Source organism: Litoreibacter halocynthiae, assembly GCF_004365635.1.
GTDB lineage: Bacteria > Pseudomonadota > Alphaproteobacteria > Rhodobacterales > Rhodobacteraceae > Litoreibacter > Litoreibacter halocynthiae.
Genome location: NZ_SOBH01000001.1, coordinates 770,164 through 787,128, shown reverse-complemented (window position 1 = coordinate 787,128; position 16,965 = coordinate 770,164). Strand labels below are relative to the sequence as shown.

At 60.4% G+C, this 16,965-nt stretch carries 14 protein-coding genes; 9 read left to right on the top strand and 5 right to left on the bottom strand.

All coding sequences use genetic code 11. The features are described 5' to 3' along the window. Positions 1-7: 7 nt before the first annotated feature. Both BDE40_RS03940 and BDE40_RS03935 read right to left on the bottom strand, forming a co-directional pair. Complete coding sequence (locus BDE40_RS03940; protein ID WP_134013019.1) at positions 8-226, bottom strand: DUF1127 domain-containing protein; 219 nt, start codon at positions 224-226, stop codon at positions 8-10. 130 nt (positions 227-356) lie between these two features. Further along, entirely contained in the window at positions 357-647 is a 291-nt protein-coding gene (locus BDE40_RS03935) for a DUF4156 domain-containing protein (protein ID WP_134013017.1), read from the bottom strand. A 204-nt stretch (positions 648-851) separates the two neighbouring features. Here BDE40_RS03935 and pyrC point away from each other — a divergent pair, with 204 nt between their 5' ends. The 3 genes from pyrC (at position 852) to BDE40_RS03920 (ending at position 4,386) form a co-directional block, all read left to right on the top strand. Next, positions 852-1,886, top strand: a complete 1,035-nt coding sequence (pyrC, locus tag BDE40_RS03930; protein WP_134013015.1) for a dihydroorotase — start codon at positions 852-854, stop codon at positions 1,884-1,886. A gap of 63 nt (positions 1,887-1,949) precedes the next feature. Further along, positions 1,950-2,624: an orotate phosphoribosyltransferase gene (locus BDE40_RS03925; RefSeq protein ID WP_134013013.1), complete on the top strand. Its 675-nt coding sequence runs from the start codon at positions 1,950-1,952 to the stop codon at positions 2,622-2,624. A gap of 247 nt (positions 2,625-2,871) precedes the next feature. After that, on the top strand, positions 2,872-4,386 hold the full coding sequence (locus BDE40_RS03920) for a replicative DNA helicase (protein ID WP_134013011.1): 1,515 nt from the start codon (positions 2,872-2,874) through the stop codon (positions 4,384-4,386). 154 nt (positions 4,387-4,540) lie between these two features. Here the strand turns inward: BDE40_RS03920 and der are convergent, their stop codons facing one another. The 3 genes from der to BDE40_RS03905 all read right to left on the bottom strand — a co-directional run bounded on the left by der (position 4,541) and on the right by BDE40_RS03905 (position 8,145). Then, positions 4,541-6,013: a ribosome biogenesis GTPase Der gene (gene der / locus BDE40_RS03915; RefSeq protein WP_134013009.1), complete on the bottom strand. Its 1,473-nt coding sequence runs from the start codon at positions 6,011-6,013 to the stop codon at positions 4,541-4,543. Between the two features lie 50 nt (positions 6,014-6,063). Then, positions 6,064-7,404: a PQQ-like beta-propeller repeat protein gene (locus tag BDE40_RS03910; RefSeq protein WP_425462387.1), complete on the bottom strand. Its 1,341-nt coding sequence runs from the start codon at positions 7,402-7,404 to the stop codon at positions 6,064-6,066. Positions 7,405-7,494: 90 nt separating this feature from the next. Next, positions 7,495-8,145 (bottom strand): hypothetical protein, encoded by a 651-nt coding sequence (locus BDE40_RS03905; RefSeq protein ID WP_134013005.1) that lies wholly within the window; start codon positions 8,143-8,145, stop codon positions 7,495-7,497. A gap of 261 nt (positions 8,146-8,406) precedes the next feature. On the opposite strand from BDE40_RS03905, the gene BDE40_RS03900 reads away from it, so the two are divergent. The 6 genes from BDE40_RS03900 (at position 8,407) to BDE40_RS03875 (ending at position 16,921) form a co-directional block, all read left to right on the top strand. Beyond that, positions 8,407-9,648, top strand: a complete 1,242-nt coding sequence (locus tag BDE40_RS03900; RefSeq protein ID WP_134013003.1) for an efflux RND transporter periplasmic adaptor subunit — start codon at positions 8,407-8,409, stop codon at positions 9,646-9,648. Next, positions 9,645-13,316 carry an efflux RND transporter permease subunit gene (locus tag BDE40_RS03895; RefSeq protein WP_134013001.1) on the top strand — a complete coding sequence of 1,224 codons (3,672 nt, stop codon included), beginning with the start codon at positions 9,645-9,647 and terminating at the stop codon, positions 13,314-13,316. Before BDE40_RS03900 ends, BDE40_RS03895 begins: the two co-directional genes overlap by 4 nt. A 66-nt stretch (positions 13,317-13,382) precedes the next feature. Then, positions 13,383-14,402, top strand: coding sequence for an alanine racemase (gene alr, locus BDE40_RS03890; protein WP_134012999.1), 1,020 nt, complete (start codon positions 13,383-13,385; stop codon positions 14,400-14,402). After that, positions 14,399-15,184 carry an MlaE family ABC transporter permease gene (locus BDE40_RS03885; protein ID WP_134012997.1) on the top strand — a complete coding sequence of 262 codons (786 nt, stop codon included), beginning with the start codon at positions 14,399-14,401 and terminating at the stop codon, positions 15,182-15,184. The genes alr and BDE40_RS03885 overlap by 4 nt, the downstream gene beginning before the upstream one ends. Continuing rightward, positions 15,181-15,927 carry an ABC transporter ATP-binding protein gene (locus BDE40_RS03880; protein WP_134012995.1) on the top strand — a complete coding sequence of 249 codons (747 nt, stop codon included), beginning with the start codon at positions 15,181-15,183 and terminating at the stop codon, positions 15,925-15,927. The genes BDE40_RS03885 and BDE40_RS03880 overlap by 4 nt, the downstream gene beginning before the upstream one ends. A gap of 214 nt (positions 15,928-16,141) precedes the next feature. Next, positions 16,142-16,921: a DNA repair protein gene (locus BDE40_RS03875; RefSeq protein ID WP_134012993.1), complete on the top strand. Its 780-nt coding sequence runs from the start codon at positions 16,142-16,144 to the stop codon at positions 16,919-16,921. Positions 16,922-16,965 lie beyond the last annotated feature (44 nt).

Here is a 16,965-nt window from a genome sequence, read left to right as displayed (position 1 = left end):
GCCTCTGTTAAAAGTCGTAAATATCCCGAAAAACATGCCGCGCAATGTCTTCGCGGCGCAGCCCCATTTTTTCAAGTTGGGCATCGGATCGTGCGTTTAAATGTTCCATCTCGCGGATACGGGTGTTGGCGCTCGCCGCCACATCTACTGCACTTAGCAAGGACGCGAAGAAATCACTGATACGCTCGAAAAGTGCGATTGGTTGAGTTTGGCTGATATAGGCCATGTCCATCTCCGTCTGCATCCAAGCCTAAACGCTTGCCTTGCGTCAGATATAGGAGCTGGCACCCTCCGGCACGACCGACAATCGGGCAATCCCGCATTGCAACACACGCAACCCTAAGGCATCGCCTGTCCTAGCAGGCATAAACCTTGGCTGGCACATCATAGACTTCAGCCCCTTCGGGGATTGGCTCGAACACAACCGTGTTGCCGCCAACCTCTTTGGCCTTCACTTTGGCCGCGCGACGCGCATCCTTCAGGCCAATATCCTTTAACGGACCAAAGACCGCAGGAATCCCGCGCACCGTCCCGATAAACTGGCAGGACGCGACATCGGCCGCGCTGCGTTCGGCCACGTCGGCTGTGTCGTATATCTTGGGGGTACAGGCGGCCAGAACGGCCAAAATCAGTGCTGCTCGCTTCATTATTCGCCTCATAACGTGTGTCATTGGATTTATTTCACTTTGGTTAACATACTCGGATGGCCTTGCCCTGTGTAAAATGCGCACCGCGCCCGTCTCGCCGCTTCCCGCTTATCGCAGCAGCGCTTTTTGCCCCAATTGCCCTGCGCCCTCTGGCCTTGCGGCTGTCAAAGCGCTAATCACCGCCAACGATATGAGGTGCGACCTATGACCAGCTTAACCCTGACCCGCCCGGACGACTGGCACTTACACCTGCGCGACGGGGATATGCTCAAGGCCGTGTTGCCAGAGACCGCGCGCCATTTCGGTCGCGCGATTATTATGCCGAACCTCGTGCCCCCCGTGGTCACCGCCAAGGATGCCGCCGAGTATCGCGACCGGATCATGGCGGCCAAACCTGACAACTCGAAATTCCAGCCCCTGATGACGCTCTATCTGACCGAGGAAACTGACGTCAAAGACCTGCGCGCCGCCGCCGAGATCGGGCTGATCCACGCGGTCAAACTCTATCCGGCTGGTGCCACAACCAACTCTGCCTCCGGCGTGGCGGATTTCTCCAAGGTGCAACGCGTTCTTGAAAACATGGCGCAAATCGGCTTGCCGCTATGCGTGCATGGCGAGGTCACCAACCCTGAAGTCGACATTTTTGACCGCGAAGCAGTGTTCATTGACACTGTGCTCGACCCGATCCGCCGCTCGGTTCCGGGCCTGCGCGTGGTGATGGAACACATCACCACCAAGCAAGGCGCGGATTATGCGCGCGAGGGTGGCGATGATCTGGCCGCAACCATCACCACGCATCACCTCGTCATCAACCGCAACCACATCCTCGCGGGCGGCATCAAGCCGCACTACTATTGCCTTCCCGTGGCCAAGCGCGAGGAGCATCGCCTCGCCCTTCGCGCAGCCGCGACCTCCGGCGATAAAAGTTTCTTTCTGGGCACAGACAGCGCCCCCCATACAGATGCCAACAAGCTGCTGCCCTGCGGCTGCGCGGGCTGTTTCACCGCGACCAACACTCTGTCGATCCTCGCGGAGGTATTCGAACAGGACGGTGCCCTCGACAAGCTCGAAGGCTTTGCCTCGCTACATGGCCCTGCCTTCTACGGCCTGGCCCCGAACCCCGACAAGATCACCCTGACCAAAGGCGACCCCGTCACCTATCCCGACCACATCAAAACGCCTCAGGGCGATGTCACCGTGTTCGACCCTCAAATGGCGCTGCATTGGCGCGTCACCTAACCTATCATTGCTTCAAAAATACCTCCGCCGGAGGCTCCGACCTACGCCACAAGGACCGCTCATATGATCCCGACCACCTATCCCAGCCGCGAAGAAATCGCCCGCCTGACTGCCTCGATGCTGCTGGAGGTTGGCGCGGTCCATTTCAACGCCCGAGAGCCATTCACCCATTCCTCCGGCAAGAAAGCCCCGACCTATGTCGATTGTCGCAAGCTGATCTCCTTCCCGCGCATCCGCGCAACGCTAATGGATTTCCTTGCCTGCACCGTCATGCGTGATGCGGGGTTCGAGGCGTTCGACAATGTCGCGGGCGGCGAGACGGCCGGCATCCCCTTCGGCGCGCTGATGGCCGAACGTCTGGGCCTGCCCATGACCTATGTGCGCAAGAAACCTAAAGGCTACGGTCGCAATGCCCGCATCGAGGGCGTGATGAAAGAGGGCGAGCGCGTCCTGCTGGTCGAGGATATGACCACCGATGGCGGCTCCAAGATAAGCTTCGTCGAAGCGATCCGCGAAACCGGCGCCACCTGTTCGCACACGGCCCTGATATTCTTCTACGACATCTTCCCCAACACCCGCGAGGTGCTCGACGGCCACGGCATTACCTTGCACTGCCTGTGCACGTGGTGGGACGTGCTAGCGGTCGCCAAGGAACAGCAATCTTTCGATCCGGAGACCTTGGCCGAGGTCGAAAAATTCCTGCGCGACCCTGCCGGATGGCAAGCAACGCATGGCTGACGAATCGCAATTTGGCGCGCGGGTTTTTGCCAGCGCGCCAAATTGCATTTATCAGTCGCCCGTAAGGTTGCCCTTACGTTAAGATAATCGGTCAAGACCAGATTTATTTCCCACATGTTGACGAATGCGACCCTGACGTCGCAATATGCACCCTTAAAATGCCAATCATGAGTTACCCACAGGATATCCAGATTGATCCGACTCCCGTGATCCGTCATTGGTCTTATCCAGGGACAAGGGGACTGTAATGAATGATCTGAGTACGGCACCGGGTGCGGGGCCAGGCGCATCTGTGCATGTGGATGCGGGCGGGGCGTTGCCCCACAATATCGAAGCAGAGCAACAGTTGTTGGGCGCGATCCTGACCAATAACGACGTGTTCGACCGCGTCGCCTCGGTGATCTCTGCGGAGCACTTCTTCGACCCGGTCCACCGCCGCATCTACGAGACCTCTGCCGCGCGTATTCACAAGAACCTGCTCGTTTCCCCCGTCACGCTGAAGCCCTATTTTGAAGACGATGAAGGTCTGCAAGAGCTGGGTGGTCCTGCCTATCTAGTTCGTCTGCAAGGCGCGTCGATCTCGGCCTTTGCCGCCCGCGACTACGCACAAATGATCTATGACCTCGCGATCCGCCGCGAGTTGATCGAATTGGGGCAGGAAATTGCCTTGAAAGCGGGCAAGGTCGAAACCGAAAGCGACCCGCGCAGCCAGATCGTTGACGCGGAGCAGCGGCTCTATGCACTGGCCGAGGCTGGCCAGACCGAAAGCGGCTTCCAAAGCTTCCTGAAAGCCGTGACTGACGCGGTCGAGGTCGCGAACGCCGCCTACCAACGCGAAGGCGGGCTTGCGGGTGTCTCCACTGGTTTGATCGACATGGACAAGAAGCTGGGCGGGCTGCACCGCTCCGACCTTCTGATCCTCGCCGGACGCCCTTCTATGGGGAAAACCTCGCTGGCCACCAACATCGCGTTCAACGTGGCGAAGGCCTATAAGAAAGGCGTCACACATGACGGCTCCGAAGGGGCGATCGAAGGCGGCTCCGTTGGGTTCTTCTCGCTGGAGATGAGCGCCGAACAGTTGGCCGCCCGTGTACTGTCCGAGGCTGCCGAAGTGCCGTCCGAGCAAATCCGCCGTGGTGACATGAACGAGACCGAATTCCGCCGTTTCGTTGAGGCCGCCAAGTCCTTGGAATCCTGCCCGCTGTTCATCGACGACACGCCTGCCCTGCCCATCTCCCAGCTTGCCGCCCGCGCGCGACGCTTGAAGCGAACGCATGGTCTGGACGTGCTGATCATCGACTACTTGCAGCTTGTGCGCCCTGCGACAGCCAAAGACAGCCGCGTGAACGAGGTGTCGGAGATTACCCAAGGTCTGAAAGCCATCGCCAAGGAACTCGACATCCCCGTGATCGCGCTTTCGCAGTTGTCGCGGAACGTGGAAAGCCGCGAAGACAAGCGTCCGCAGCTCTCTGATCTGCGTGAATCCGGCTCGATCGAGCAGGACGCGGATGTGGTGATGTTCGTGTACCGCGAGGAATACTACAAAGAACGCGAGAAGCCCGCCGACCACGAGCTTGAGAAAATGGCGAACTGGCAAAACGAAATGTCGCATTGCCACGGCAAAGCTGAAGTCATCATCGGCAAGCAACGCCACGGTCCTATCGGCTCCGTCGAGCTGTCATTCGAGGGTCGTTTCACCCGCTTTGGCAACCTGATCAAACCTTGGCAGGACGGCGCAGGCGAAGGCGGCGGCGAGTTTTAGAACTCTATAGCTGCGACTCAGCAAAAATTGTGCTATGAGTATCGGTAGAAGCCAGTCCGTCCTGCTCTAATTCCAGGAAAACCCTCTTAACATATAGCAGGTGAGAGGCTTCCAAGAACCGCCGCAACCCAGCGGCGGTTCTGGCTTTTCAAACCTACTTCTTGCGCCCGTCGATATGCTTGCGCAACTTGGACGGTGGCGCTTTCTTGCGTCCCTTGAAAGGGTTGTCCTCGTTCTGCGAGCGCATGAACAGGCGGATCGGTGTGCCGGGCATGTCGAAGTCTTCACGCAGGCCGTTCACCAGATAGCGCGAATAGCTCGCTGGCAGCAGATCAGGATGCGAGGCCATCACAACGAATCCCGGTGGGCGGGCTTTCACTTGCGTCATGTAGCGCAGCTTGATGCGTTTGCCCTGCGGTGCGGGCGGTGGATGTTGCTCCAGCATCCCGACCAACCAGCGGTTCAGCGCCGACGTGCTGACACGGCGGTTCCAGACTTGGTGCGCTTCGAGAATGGCGTCGTGCAGGCGCTCCAGCCCTCTTCCGGTTAGTGCAGAAACGGTGATCAACGGCGCGCCGCGCAGTTGTGGCAACAGTCGCCCGAACTGCTCTTTAAGCTGTTTGAGCTTGTCCTGCTTGTCGCCTTCCAAATCCCATTTGTTCACGGCCAGCACAACCGCACGACCCTCGCGCTCGGCCAGATCGGCGATGCGCAAATCCTGCTGTTCGAACGGGATATCCACGTCCAGAAGCACCACAACAACTTCGGCGAATTTCACCGCGCGCAGCCCGTCGGACACGGACAGCTTCTCCAGCTTGTCTTGAATTTTTGCCTTCTTACGCATTCCCGCCGTGTCGAAAATCCGCATCGGAGTGCCGGACCAGTCGGTCATCACGGAAATCGCGTCACGGGTAATTCCAGCCTCGGGGCCAGTCAGCAAACGCTCCTCGCCGATGATCTTGTTGATCAGTGTCGACTTGCCCGCATTCGGACGGCCAACAACCGCAATTTGCAAAGGTTTTGAAGGGGTTGGCGGGATATATTCAACCACCTCGTCTTCGTCATGTTCTTCGTCTGTGTCGGTCAGATCAATGTCGACTTCAGGGATGTAGTCGACATGCTCTTTCTCGGCCAGATCAATCATTGGACGCAACACATAGGCCAGATCGGCCATGCCTTCGCCGTGCTCGGCAGACAGGCCCAACGGCTCGCCCAGCCCCAAGGAATAGGCTTCCATCAAGCCCGCCTCTCCCGCCTTCCCTTCGGCTTTGTTCGCAGCCAAAATCACCTGCGCATTCTTTTTGCGCAGGATGTCGGCGAAAATCTCGTCAGCGGGCAAAACACCCGCACGGGCGTCGATCAGGAACAGGCACGCATCTGCCATCTCCACCGCGCGCTCGGTAAGCATCCGCATCCGGCCTTGCAGCGACTCGTCCGTGGCCATTTCCAAGCCAGCGGTGTCGATGATGGTGAACTTCAAATCCCCCAGCCGCGCAGCGCCTTCGCGCAGGTCGCGGGTGACGCCGGGTTGGTCATCGACCAGCGCCAGACGCTTGCCCACCAGACGGTTGAACAGCGTGGATTTGCCCACATTGGGACGGCCCACAATGGCGAGGGTGAAAGACATGACAATAGCTCCGAAGGTCGGTCAGAGGCGCGTCATACAGGCAAACGGCGTCAACGGAAAGCGGCGAGTTGTCCCTTGCCCGTCATGACGTAGAGCGTGCCGTTCACAACAACCGGTGCAGAGGCGGCGCCGCCTTTGAGGGCTGTCGTGCCGATCAGCGCGCCCGATGCCGGGTCATAGCTGCGGATTTGGCCGTCACCAGAGGCCACGACAAGGCGGCCACCCGCAAGAATTGGCCCGAAATGCGCGTAAATTTCGTCCCGTTTGCGCAACTTCCGCGCTGTGTAATACGGCAACTCGGTGCCCCAGATACGCTCGCCCGTTGCGCGGTCGAGACGCAGCAATTCGTTTTGGTCCGAGACGAGGAACACGCTGTCGCCCGACGGCCAGACCGGTGAGTAAGAGCCTTCGCGGGCCGTCCAGATGCGCTCGCCCGAGGACGCTTTCATTGCCACGACGCGTCCGGACTGGTTCGCCGCATAGATCACACCGTCAACGATAACCGGATCACCGGTCACGTCCGAGATCGTCGCGTAAGCCACACCCTTGCGCTTGCCCGCCACAGACGAGCCCCACACGCGGATGCCGGATTTCTTCAGCGCCCCTGCCAGCTCGCCAGAGCTGAACGGGAACACCACCAGTCGCGGTGCGATGGCGGGACCTGCCCCGCCGCTGATTGCCGCGTTAGACGGCGTTCCGGGCAGTTGCCACTTGATGCGACCATGCGTCGTGTCCAACGCCCAGGCTTGGCTGTCGCGGCTCACCACGTAGACCAATCCACCCTCGACCGTCGGGGCAGAGGTTAGCGGCGCGTCAAGTTTCTGCCGCCACTTAACCGCACCCGAGGTGGCCTCGATGGCGAACAGTTCCCCGAATCCGGTCGTCGCGTAAATCGTGCCGTCCGCAAAGGCCAGCCCGCCGCCAGTGGCGTCGCCGTCCTTGTCCGTCGAAGGGATCAGCGCACGGCTCCATAGGGCTGCACCGTCAGAGCCGGTGGCAACCACGGTCGACGCGCTGTCCATGGTGAAAATACGACCGCCCGCAACCACCGGATCGGCTGTGATCCGCGTTTTGCGGCTGTTGCCTTTGCCGATATTGGCCGTCCAGATGGGGGTCAAATTGGCATTCAGCGCCGGATGCGAAACTTTATGGGAGTTGCTGCCGCCGCGATGCGTCCAGCTGGCATGGTTCGCTTGCGCAGGCGCGTTGAAGGCTTTGGTCAGGTTCACGTCACCGCCGCCGTCGACACCAGCGGCACCGTCAGCGCCCGGAAGCGGGGCGCGGACGTCGTAGCGTTCGCCATCCAACACCAGCTCGTCTTCGCCACATGCGCCTAGCGCCAGCAATGCGCAGATCGCCACGCCCGTCAGTGAAGTCTTGGAAAATTTCACGCCCATAGCCCCTGCTGACCCTCTCTCGTACTACTCTGCCGCGCTGTTCTGCGCGCGGTCAATTGGTCTGTCTCGGGCTGCGCCCGTATTTTACTGCGTATCCGCAAGCTCGCCGCCCAATGCCACAATCAACTCTGCGGCGCGTCGTTGCAAGCCCGGTGTGATTTTCGCTGAATCCAGCAGCCCCTGAAGGATCGCAACGGCTTCTTCCGGTTTGCCGGTTTCCGCTGCAATCAGTGCCAGCTGTTCCTCGGCCAAAGGCTGAAACGGCGCACCCGGGGCCGCCAAGGCTTCGAATGCCGCACGGCGTTCTTCTACAGGGGTTTCCGGTGGCAAGGCCAAAGCGCGCTTGAGCTTTGCAAGCTCGGCATAGACGGTGGGCACGCCTTCGGTGCCGACAACCTTGTCCAGCGTATCCATGCCGGCGTCGGTGTTCTGGGCGGCAAGCGCGTCAGCGGCGGCCAGATGGCCTGCAATCGCGGCTTGCTGCGGGTTCGATGTCGGAACCGTCGCCAACGTCGCACCGGCGTCATTTGCGTCAATTCCCGCCAGCAGCACGTCGCCAAAGCCCTCGGCTTCGGCTTTGATCGCGGATTTGCGGTATTCGTTGTAAGCGGCCCCGCCAACGATCATCAGAACGACCAGAATAGCGACCCATCCCCACTTCTTGATCATCGCGAACAAACGGTCGCGGCGAACCTCTTCGGTTACCTCTTCGATGAAGCTGTCAGTTTGGCTCACAGGTGTTCTCCGTCAATGCGTTGCGCGAGGCATACCCCGAAGGGCCAAACCTTGCCAAGGGCAAAGGCGCACCCGCGAAAAAGCTCTGTTGTTCGCTCTTAGGCCACAAATACCGCACTTCACGCACAAGTGTTGCGCGAATATACGGATTTCAGGCCCTTGCGGGAAATTCGACAAAACTATAATCTGAACCGGTCGGTTTAGCGTATACGGAACTGACGGACAAAAAATAAAGCCGAATTCGGCACAGGGAATAATTTGATGCGCTTCTTTCCGATCGTCACCGCCATTGTGGTGACCCTCGCTCTTTATCTTATCGTGTTCGAACGCGATCGGCTTCTTTCGTTCGCCTCAAATGATGCGGAAACACCCGTCACCGAGGTTGCAGTCGAGGCGGAATCCTCTGCACCCGTACCTGAGGTAGGTGCGCGTGTGGTCTCCGTCGTTGCCATGCACTCCACAGCGCAGGCCATCGACAACGCGGTCCTGCTGCGCGGCCGTACCGAGGCGGCCCGTCAGGTCGATGTCCGTGCTGAAACCTCCGGTTTGGTCAATTCCGAACCGCTGCGCAAAGGCTCTTATGTTGAGGCGGGCCAGTTGTTGTGCGAAATCGCCCCTGGCACCCGCCAGTCAGCATTGGCCGAGGCCGAAGCCCGTTTGCCCGAAGCCGAATCCCGCCTGCCCGAAGCGGAAGGCCGTGTGCTTGAAGCCGAATCCCGCCTGAAAGAGGCCCGCATCAACGATAACGCCGCCAAGCAGCTGTCTGCCGACGGTTTCGCCTCAGACATTCGCGTGGCCGGAACGCAGGCCAGCGTACAATCCGCACTGGCCGCCGTTGAGACCGCGCGTGCCGGTGTCGAAAGTGCTCGCGCCGGAATACTGGCAGCCGAGGCCGCCATCGCATCCGCGAAAAACGAGATTGGGCGTTTGCAGATCACAGCGCCGTTTGCCGGTTTGCTGGAAACCGACACCGCAGAACTGGGCGCCTTGATGCAGCCCGGCGGGCTGTGCGCCACGATCATTCAGCTTAACCCGATCAAGCTGGTCGCCTTCGTGCCGGAAACCGAAGTCGCCAAAGTTGCGGTCGGCGCGCGCGCCGGTGGCCGCACCACCGCAAACCAAACCGTCGAGGGCCGCGTCACCTTCATGTCCCGCTCCTCCGACCCTGAGACCCGCACTTTTCGCGTAGAAATCACCGTCGACAACGACGACCTACAACTGCGCGACGGCCAAACCGCCGAAATCCTGATCGGGGCTGCGGGGGAAAAGGCACATCTGTTGCCCGCTTCCTCCCTTACCCTGAACGATGTTGGCACCTTGGGTGTGCAGGTCGCGACCGAAGACAATGAAGCAGCCTTCATGCCTGTGTCCATTCTGCGCGACACCGCTGACGGCATGTGGGTCGCCGGCCTGCCGGAGGACGTGGCTGTTATCGTCGTCGGTCAGGAATACGTCACTGACGGGGTCGCGATCAAAACAACCTACGCCGGGTCCAAGTCATGACCGGCATCGTCGACTGGGCGGGCGAACGCGCCCGCATGATCATCGCCTTCATCGTGATGTCGGTGGTGATCGGGGCGTTTGCCTATACCGGACTGCCGAAAGAGGGCGAGCCGGATATCGAGATTCCTGCCCTGTTCGTCTCCGTCCCCTTCCCCGGCATCTCGGCGGAAGACAGCGAGAAGTTGCTGGTCAAAGTGATGGAGACCAAGCTGCAAGATCTCGACGGGCTGAAAACCCTGTCAGGCACCGCCGCCGAGAACTACGCGGGCGTGGCGATGGAGTTCGAATTCGGCTGGGACAAAACCAAGATCCTTGCCGATGTACGCGACAAGATGGGGCAGGCTCAGGCCGAATTCCCAGAAGGCGCGGAGCAATATAACCTCATAGAGATCAACTTCTCCGAGTTCCCGATCATCATCGTGTCGCTGTCTGGCGACCTGCCCGAACGGACGCTGACCAAGGTCGCCAAAAACCTGCAAGACGTCATCGAAGCCATGCCCCCGATCCTAGAGGCTGGTCTGGCCGGTCAACGCGACGAGATGCTGGAAGTCATCATCGACCCGCTGGCGCTGGAGGCCTACAACGTCTCGGCGGGCGAATTGATCAACGTCGTGACCAACAACAACCTTTTAATCGCAGCGGGTGAAGTGGAAACCGACCAAGGCGCGTTCTCGGTCAAAATCCCCGCCTCCTTTGACGAGCCGCTGGACGTCTACAAACTGCCCATCAAGGTCAATGGCGACCGCGTCGTCACACTGGGCGAGCTGGCCGATATCCGCCTGACCTTCGAGGACCGCACCGGCACCGCACGCTTCAACGGCAACGACACCGTGGCCCTGCAAGTGGTCAAGCGGAAGGGCTACAACATCATCGACACCGCGCAACTGGTGCGCGACACGGTCGCCGACGTGCAAAAGCAGTGGCCGCAAGAGCTGCAAGAGGCCATCCGCGTCGACGTCACCCTCGACCAGTCCAAGACCGTGGACAACATGGTTCGCCAGCTGGAAGGCTCCGTGCTGACCGCCATCGCATTGGTGATGATCGTGGTGTTGGCGTCGCTTGGCACCCGCTCGGCTTTGCTGGTGGGCTTCGCCATTCCGACGTCGTTCCTGCTGTGCTTCATTTTGCTGGGCATCATGGGCATCTCGATCTCCAACATTGTAATGTTCGGTCTGATCCTTGCCGTGGGGATGCTGGTCGACGGGGCCATCGTTGTGGTCGAATACGCCGACAAACGCATCGACGAGGGCGCGGGCCCGATGGAGGCCTATACCGACGCCGCAAAACGCATGTTCTGGCCCATCGTGTCGTCCACCGCGACGACCCTTTGCGCCTTCTTGCCGATGCTGTTCTGGCCCGGCGTTCCGGGCGAGTTCATGGGCATGTTGCCGGTCACGCTGATCTTCGTGCTCTCCGCCTCGCTGATCGTGGCGCTGATCTACCTGCCCGTCATGGGCGGCGTGTCTGGCCGCATCTCGCGGATGATTAACCGCGCCTCCGGCTTCCTGCGCCAGTTCCACATCGTAATCCGCTTGTCGCTGGTCGCGGTTGCGATGTTCGGCCTGTTCATCTCCGCAATGCAGCTGCTGAACCCCAGCTATCTGCTGCCGATCCCGCGCGGCCAAGGCGGCGTTGGCGTTATGGCCTTTGGCGGAATGTTCTTCGTTGCCATGGCTATGTTTGCCTCCACTACGATGGGCGCGGTATCCCGCCCCCGCCGCGAACGGCGCATCAATGCCGGCTACCGCCGCACCCCATTCGGCCATTTCATCAAGCTGATTTCCGGCAATCCGATCATGCCGCTGGTCGCCATTGGCGCCGTCGGGGCCTTTGTCGCCGTCACGTTCGCCACGTTCTCGGCCAACAATAACGGGGTCGAGTTCTTCGTGGAATCCGAGACCGAGCAGGCCATCGTCTATGTCCGCGCCCGCGGCAACCTGAGCCTGTCGGAAAAAGACGGTTTCGTGCGGCAGGTCGAAGCCCAGATTGCCACCGTGGACGGCATAGACTCGATCTTCGCATTCGCCGGAGAGGGCGGTTTGGACACCAATACGGGCGGCGCGACAGGTCCCTTGGACACGATCGGCCAGATCCAGATCGAGCTGGCCGAATGGGGCAACCGCCGTGACGACACGGAAATCCTTGCCGAGATGCAGGCGAAAATGGACGCCATCCCCGGAATCTACACCGAGGTTCTAAGTCAGGACCGTGGCCCTGCGGGGGGCAAGCCGGTGAACCTGCGCCTGAAAGGCGACAATTGGGCAGACCTTCAAGAGGCCACTCGCATCGCCCGCGCGAAGTTCGAGAATATCGAGGGTCTCATCACCATCGAAGACACCCTGCCCCTGCCCGGCATCGACTGGCAGATCGACGTCGATGTTGAGGCCGCTGGCCGCTACAAGGCCGATGTCGCCACCGTCGGGGCCATGGTGCAGCTGGTCACCCGCGGATTGCTGCTGGACACAATGCGGATCGACAGCTCTGACGAGGAAATCGAAATCCGCGTTCGTCTGCCCGAAGATGCCCGCGTGCTGTCCACCTTGGACAACCTCAAGGTGCGCACGCCGGACGGGCTGATCCCGCTGTCCAACTTCATCACCCGCAAACCGGTGGCGAAGCTCGGCCAGATCGACCGCGTTGACCAGACCCGTTTCTTTGATGTGAAGGCGGATGTGGCACCCGACCTCAAGAACGAGGATGGCGACATCATCAACGCCAACGAGCGGATCGCCTACATTACCGACTGGCTGGAGACCGAAAAGCCTCTGCCCGCATCCGTGACATTCGAATGGGCTGGCGACACCGAGGAAGAAGCCGAGTCACAAGCTTTCCTCGGCAATGCCTTCCTTGCCGCCCTTGGGCTGATGTTCGTGATCCTGCTGGCGCAGTTCAACTCGTTCTACAACTCGGTTCTGGTGCTGCTGGCAGTTGTCTTGTCGACGACAGGCGTGCTGATCGGGATGCTGGTTATGGATCAGGCGTTCTCCATTATCATGACCGGCACGGGGGTCGTCGCGCTTGCGGGGATTGTGGTGAACAACAACATCGTGCTGATCGACACCTATCAGGAATACTCCCGCTACATGCCACGTCTGGAGGCGATCACCCGCACCGCCGAGGCGCGCATCCGCCCGGTGCTGCTGACTACGATCACCACAATGGCAGGCCTTGCGCCGATGATGTTCGGCCTCAGCCTTGATTTCTTCGGCGGCGGCTATTCCATCGACAGCCCCACTGCCCTGTGGTGGAAGCAACTGGCGACTGCCGTGGTCTTCGGCCTTGGCGTGGCGACGGTGCTGACCCTGGTGCTGACCCCTGCCATGCTGGCGCTCAGGGTCTGGATATCGCTCGGCGCCTACGCGTCGTTGCAGCAATTGCGCGCCCTTGGTGGCCGCGGCTCGCAAACCGCCCGCGATCTGGCGCTGAACAAGAACGCCCGCAAGGTACGGGACCCGTTGATCTTGTGGTCCGACCCGACCGAGCCGGAAGCGCGAAGTGCGGATGACATTCTGAAAGCAGCTCAGAAAACCGTGAAAGCCGCAAAAGAAAAGCTGGCCAAAACCGCCGAGGACCTCGACGGACTGACGGAAGGCACCGCCGACACCGCAACCGGTAACGACGATCCGGATGGCGGGCCGAAACAGTCGCAACTCCGCGCGGCGGAATAGGGTCTCAGAGGTCGAGGGCCGCCAAAAGCCCTTGACCTCCCCGCCCCCATGTCTCACCCAGAACCTATGGGAACCGGAATTCTACATATCGACCTGAACGCGCTGGTGGACAATTGGCAGATGCTGGACCGCCAGTCCGCGACCGAAACGGGTGCCGTGGTCAAAGCCGACGGCTACGGACTGGGCGCAGGCCGCGTGGCGAAAGCGCTGGCCGGTGCAGGCGTGCGCACCTTTTTTGTGGCCGCTGTCGAAGAAGCGGCCGCCTTGCGCGCGACGCTGGGCCAAGACCCTGTGATCTATGTCTTTTCCGGCCATATGGACGAAGACACGCAAACGCTGTCCGACCTCGGCGCGGTTCCCTTATTGAACTCGCCCGAGCAGGTCACGCGCCACCAAGCACGCCTGCCCGACCATTCGTTCGGGCTGCAAATTGACACCGGCATGAACCGCCTCGGTATCGAGGCTTATGACTGGTCCCCCGAGATGAGCCAGGACGCCTCTCTGGTCATGTCGCACCTTGCTTGCGCGGATGAGCCGGATCATCAGGGCAACAAGGATCAGCTCAAGGCCTTTCTGGACATGACCGCCGGGCTATTGGCCCCCCGCTCGCTGGCCGCGACGGGTGGCATCCTGCTAGGTCCCGAATACCATTTCGACCTGACCCGCCCCGGCATCGGCCTATATGGCGGGTTGCCTTTCGGGGAGGCCAAAACCGTGGCACGGCTGGACCTACCCGTGATCCAGACCCGCACCGTTAACGCGGGCGAGGCCGTGGGCTACGCACAGGCCTTCATTGCAGATAAGCCCCGCACGATTGCCACAGTCTCGGGCGGCTATGCTGACGGGCTGATCCGCGCACTGTCCGGAAAAGCCACGCTTTATGCGGGTAACACGCCTTGCCCGTTGGTTGGCCGTGTGTCGATGGATTTGATAACCGTGGACGTGACCCATCTGGACGCGGTGCCGGACCACCTGACAATCCTTGGCCCGCAACAAAGCGTGGACACGCTGGCCGACGCCGCTGGCACTATCGGCTATGAAATCCTGACCTCGCTCGGCCATCGCTACAAGCGGTCCTATTCATGAGCCGTGTCTTGTCGCCCTTGGCCATTCTTGGCGCGCTGACCCTGTCGGCGCTGGCCGCGTTGGGGCGTCTGGCGATCTTCACCGGTCAGACCTTCGTCCACATGATCCGACCGCCGTTCTACATCAAGGAATTCGGCGCGGCGTTGATGAATGTGGGCTACTTCTCCCTGCCTGTCATCGGCCTCACCACCCTGTTCACCGGTGGCGCGCTGGCATTGCAGATCTACGCAGGCGGCGCACGTTTCAGCGCCGAGGCCGTAGTGCCCCAGATCGTCGCCATCGGCATCGTGCGGGAGCTTGGCCCCGTCATGGTCGGCCTGATGATCGCTGCCCGCGTGACCTCCTCCATCGCGGCCGAGATCGCCACAATGAAGGTGACCGAGCAGTTGGACGCGCTGGTGACCTTGTCTACCCATCCGATGAAATACCTCACCGTGCCACGCGTGCTGGCGGGGATCGTTGTGGTACCGGCGCTGGTCGCCGTGGGCAACATCATCGGCATCATGGGCGGCTGGGCTGTCGCCGTCGGCACGCTGGACTTCAACTCGGCGACCTACCTGCAAAACACCGCTGATTTTCTGGAAACCTCCGACGTCGTAACATCGCTCGCCAAGGGGGCTGTGAACGGCGGGATCGCAACCCTGATGGGCTGCTACTACGGAATGAATTCCGGTCGCGGGGCGATGGGTGTGGGCAAGGCCACCAAAGGCTCGGTCGAGGCCGCCGCCGTGCTTATCCTTGCCGCAAACTTCATCCTAACGGGGATATTCTTCTCGTCATGATCCGCTTTGAAAACGTCCATAAAGCCTTCGGCTCCAACCGCGTTCTGCGCGGGGTGAACCTGCATATCCCCAAGGGCGAAAGCATGGTGATCATCGGTGGTTCCGGCACCGGCAAATCCATCGCATTGAAGTCTGTTCTGGGGTTGGTGAAGCCCGATAGCGGCACCATTCTGGTCGACGGCAAGGACGCCACCAAAGGCGACCACGACGCCTTCCTCGCCCGCTTCGGGATGCTGTTCCAAGGCGGCGCATTGTTCGACAGCCTGCCCGTGTGGCAAAACGTGGCCTTCCGCCTGCTGCGCGGATCGCTGAAACGCCCGACCGAGGAGGCCCGCGCTATTGCGGTCGAAAAACTACGCCGCGTGGGCCTGAAAGAAGAGGTCGCAGACCGCTTCCCCGCCGAGCTGTCCGGCGGGATGCAAAAACGTGTGGGGCTTGCCCGCGCCATCGCAGCCGAGCCAGAGATTATCTTCTTTGACGAGCCGACAACCGGACTGGATCCGATCATGGCCGGTGTGATCAACGACCTGATCCGCGAAATCGTGGTGGAAATGGGGGCCACCGCCATGACCATCACCCATGATATGTCGAGCGTGCGCGCCATCGCCGACAAGGTGGCAATGTTGCATGACGGGGTGATCCAATGGACCGGCCCCGTGTCCGATCTGGACAACTCCGGCGATCCTTACGTGACGCAGTTCATTTCCGGCAGCGCCGAGGGACCGATCGAGGCGGTGCGATAAGTAGGCGCCGATCTCTGCCCCACACTTTGTCCAACAAAGTCCTCCGCCCAATACTGTTTCCCATACAGAAACAATTAACCCGATCCCTCAAGATTTCGCGGCAGCCCTCTGAAACTACGCCACATTTTGGACAAAATTCCCCGTGGTCAATCGGCGGTTTTCCGCTACTATTAATTTACCAATTTTTAACCAGTACCTTTGGGGGGTGTCTGCAATGACTGGTGCAAACCAGACTTGGCTGCAGCTTCAGCAGTTTTTTCAACGTGTAGCCCTTGTGGCCGTTGTCGTGTTTTCCATTGTTGTTATCGGGGCCACTTTGGCCGCAACCGTCGGCCTCGCGCCGTGGTTAAGTTTCACCGCAAACTATGGCGAAACGGTCGTGCCCTACGCGGGAATGATCACCCAGTTGTTCCTCGCCGCCCTTGCCGTCTCCTTGTGCTTCTATCTGCCGTCGAACCGTCGCATCCTTGAGTTGGAAAAGTCGCACCGCAACTTCCACCTCTCGATGGAAGACGTCACCCGCGCCTATTTGGCGGCCCACAAGGCCGACAAGGAAAAGCTGTTCTCCCTGTCATCGGAATTCGACTCAGTGCGCGAACGCATTATGCATTTGCGCGACCATCCCGACTTGCACACGCTGGAGCCAACGGTTCTGGAAGTCGCAGCCCAGATGAGCCACGAATCCCGCGATCTGGCATCCGTCTATTCCGAAGAAAAGGTCGAACGTGCCCGCACCTTCCTGCGCCAGCGCCAACGCGAAATCGAAGATTACCGCGAACAGATTGCTCTGGCCCAGCAAACCTGCGCCGATCTGAAACGCTGGTCCCAGCAGGTCAATGTCGAAGACAGCGTCGTGACTGCACAAATGCAGCGGCTTGAAGCCGATCTGGCCGAAATCCTGCCGCTCATCGGCTACGAGATGGCCGACGCGCCGGAGCCGGAAAACGTCGTGCCTTTGCCAAAACCAAAAACCTCGGACAAGAGCGCTGGCTAACCCATTTGACCGCTTGAGCTTTCCGGCAAAGCGCGGTTCAGTGC

Bases quoted from the DNA above. Each gene is read 5' to 3' on its own strand.
- BDE40_RS03940 (WP_134013019.1), bottom strand. From the start codon at position 226: ATGGCCTATATCAGCCAAACTCAACCAATCGCACTTTTCGAGCGTATC.
- BDE40_RS03935 (WP_134013017.1), bottom strand. From the start codon at position 647: ATGAAGCGAGCAGCACTGATTTTGGCCGTTCTGGCCGCCTGTACCCCC.
- pyrC (WP_134013015.1), top strand. From the start codon at position 852: ATGACCAGCTTAACCCTGACCCGCCCGGACGACTGGCACTTACACCTG.
- BDE40_RS03925 (WP_134013013.1), top strand. From the start codon at position 1,950: ATGATCCCGACCACCTATCCCAGCCGCGAAGAAATCGCCCGCCTGACT.
- BDE40_RS03920 (WP_134013011.1), top strand. From the start codon at position 2,872: ATGAATGATCTGAGTACGGCACCGGGTGCGGGGCCAGGCGCATCTGTG.
- der (WP_134013009.1), bottom strand. From the start codon at position 6,013: ATGTCTTTCACCCTCGCCATTGTGGGCCGTCCCAATGTGGGCAAATCC.
- BDE40_RS03900 (WP_134013003.1), top strand. From the start codon at position 8,407: ATGCGCTTCTTTCCGATCGTCACCGCCATTGTGGTGACCCTCGCTCTT.
- BDE40_RS03895 (WP_134013001.1), top strand. From the start codon at position 9,645: ATGACCGGCATCGTCGACTGGGCGGGCGAACGCGCCCGCATGATCATC.
- alr (WP_134012999.1), top strand. From the start codon at position 13,383: ATGGGAACCGGAATTCTACATATCGACCTGAACGCGCTGGTGGACAAT.
- BDE40_RS03885 (WP_134012997.1), top strand. From the start codon at position 14,399: ATGAGCCGTGTCTTGTCGCCCTTGGCCATTCTTGGCGCGCTGACCCTG.
- BDE40_RS03880 (WP_134012995.1), top strand. From the start codon at position 15,181: ATGATCCGCTTTGAAAACGTCCATAAAGCCTTCGGCTCCAACCGCGTT.
- BDE40_RS03875 (WP_134012993.1), top strand. From the start codon at position 16,142: ATGACTGGTGCAAACCAGACTTGGCTGCAGCTTCAGCAGTTTTTTCAA.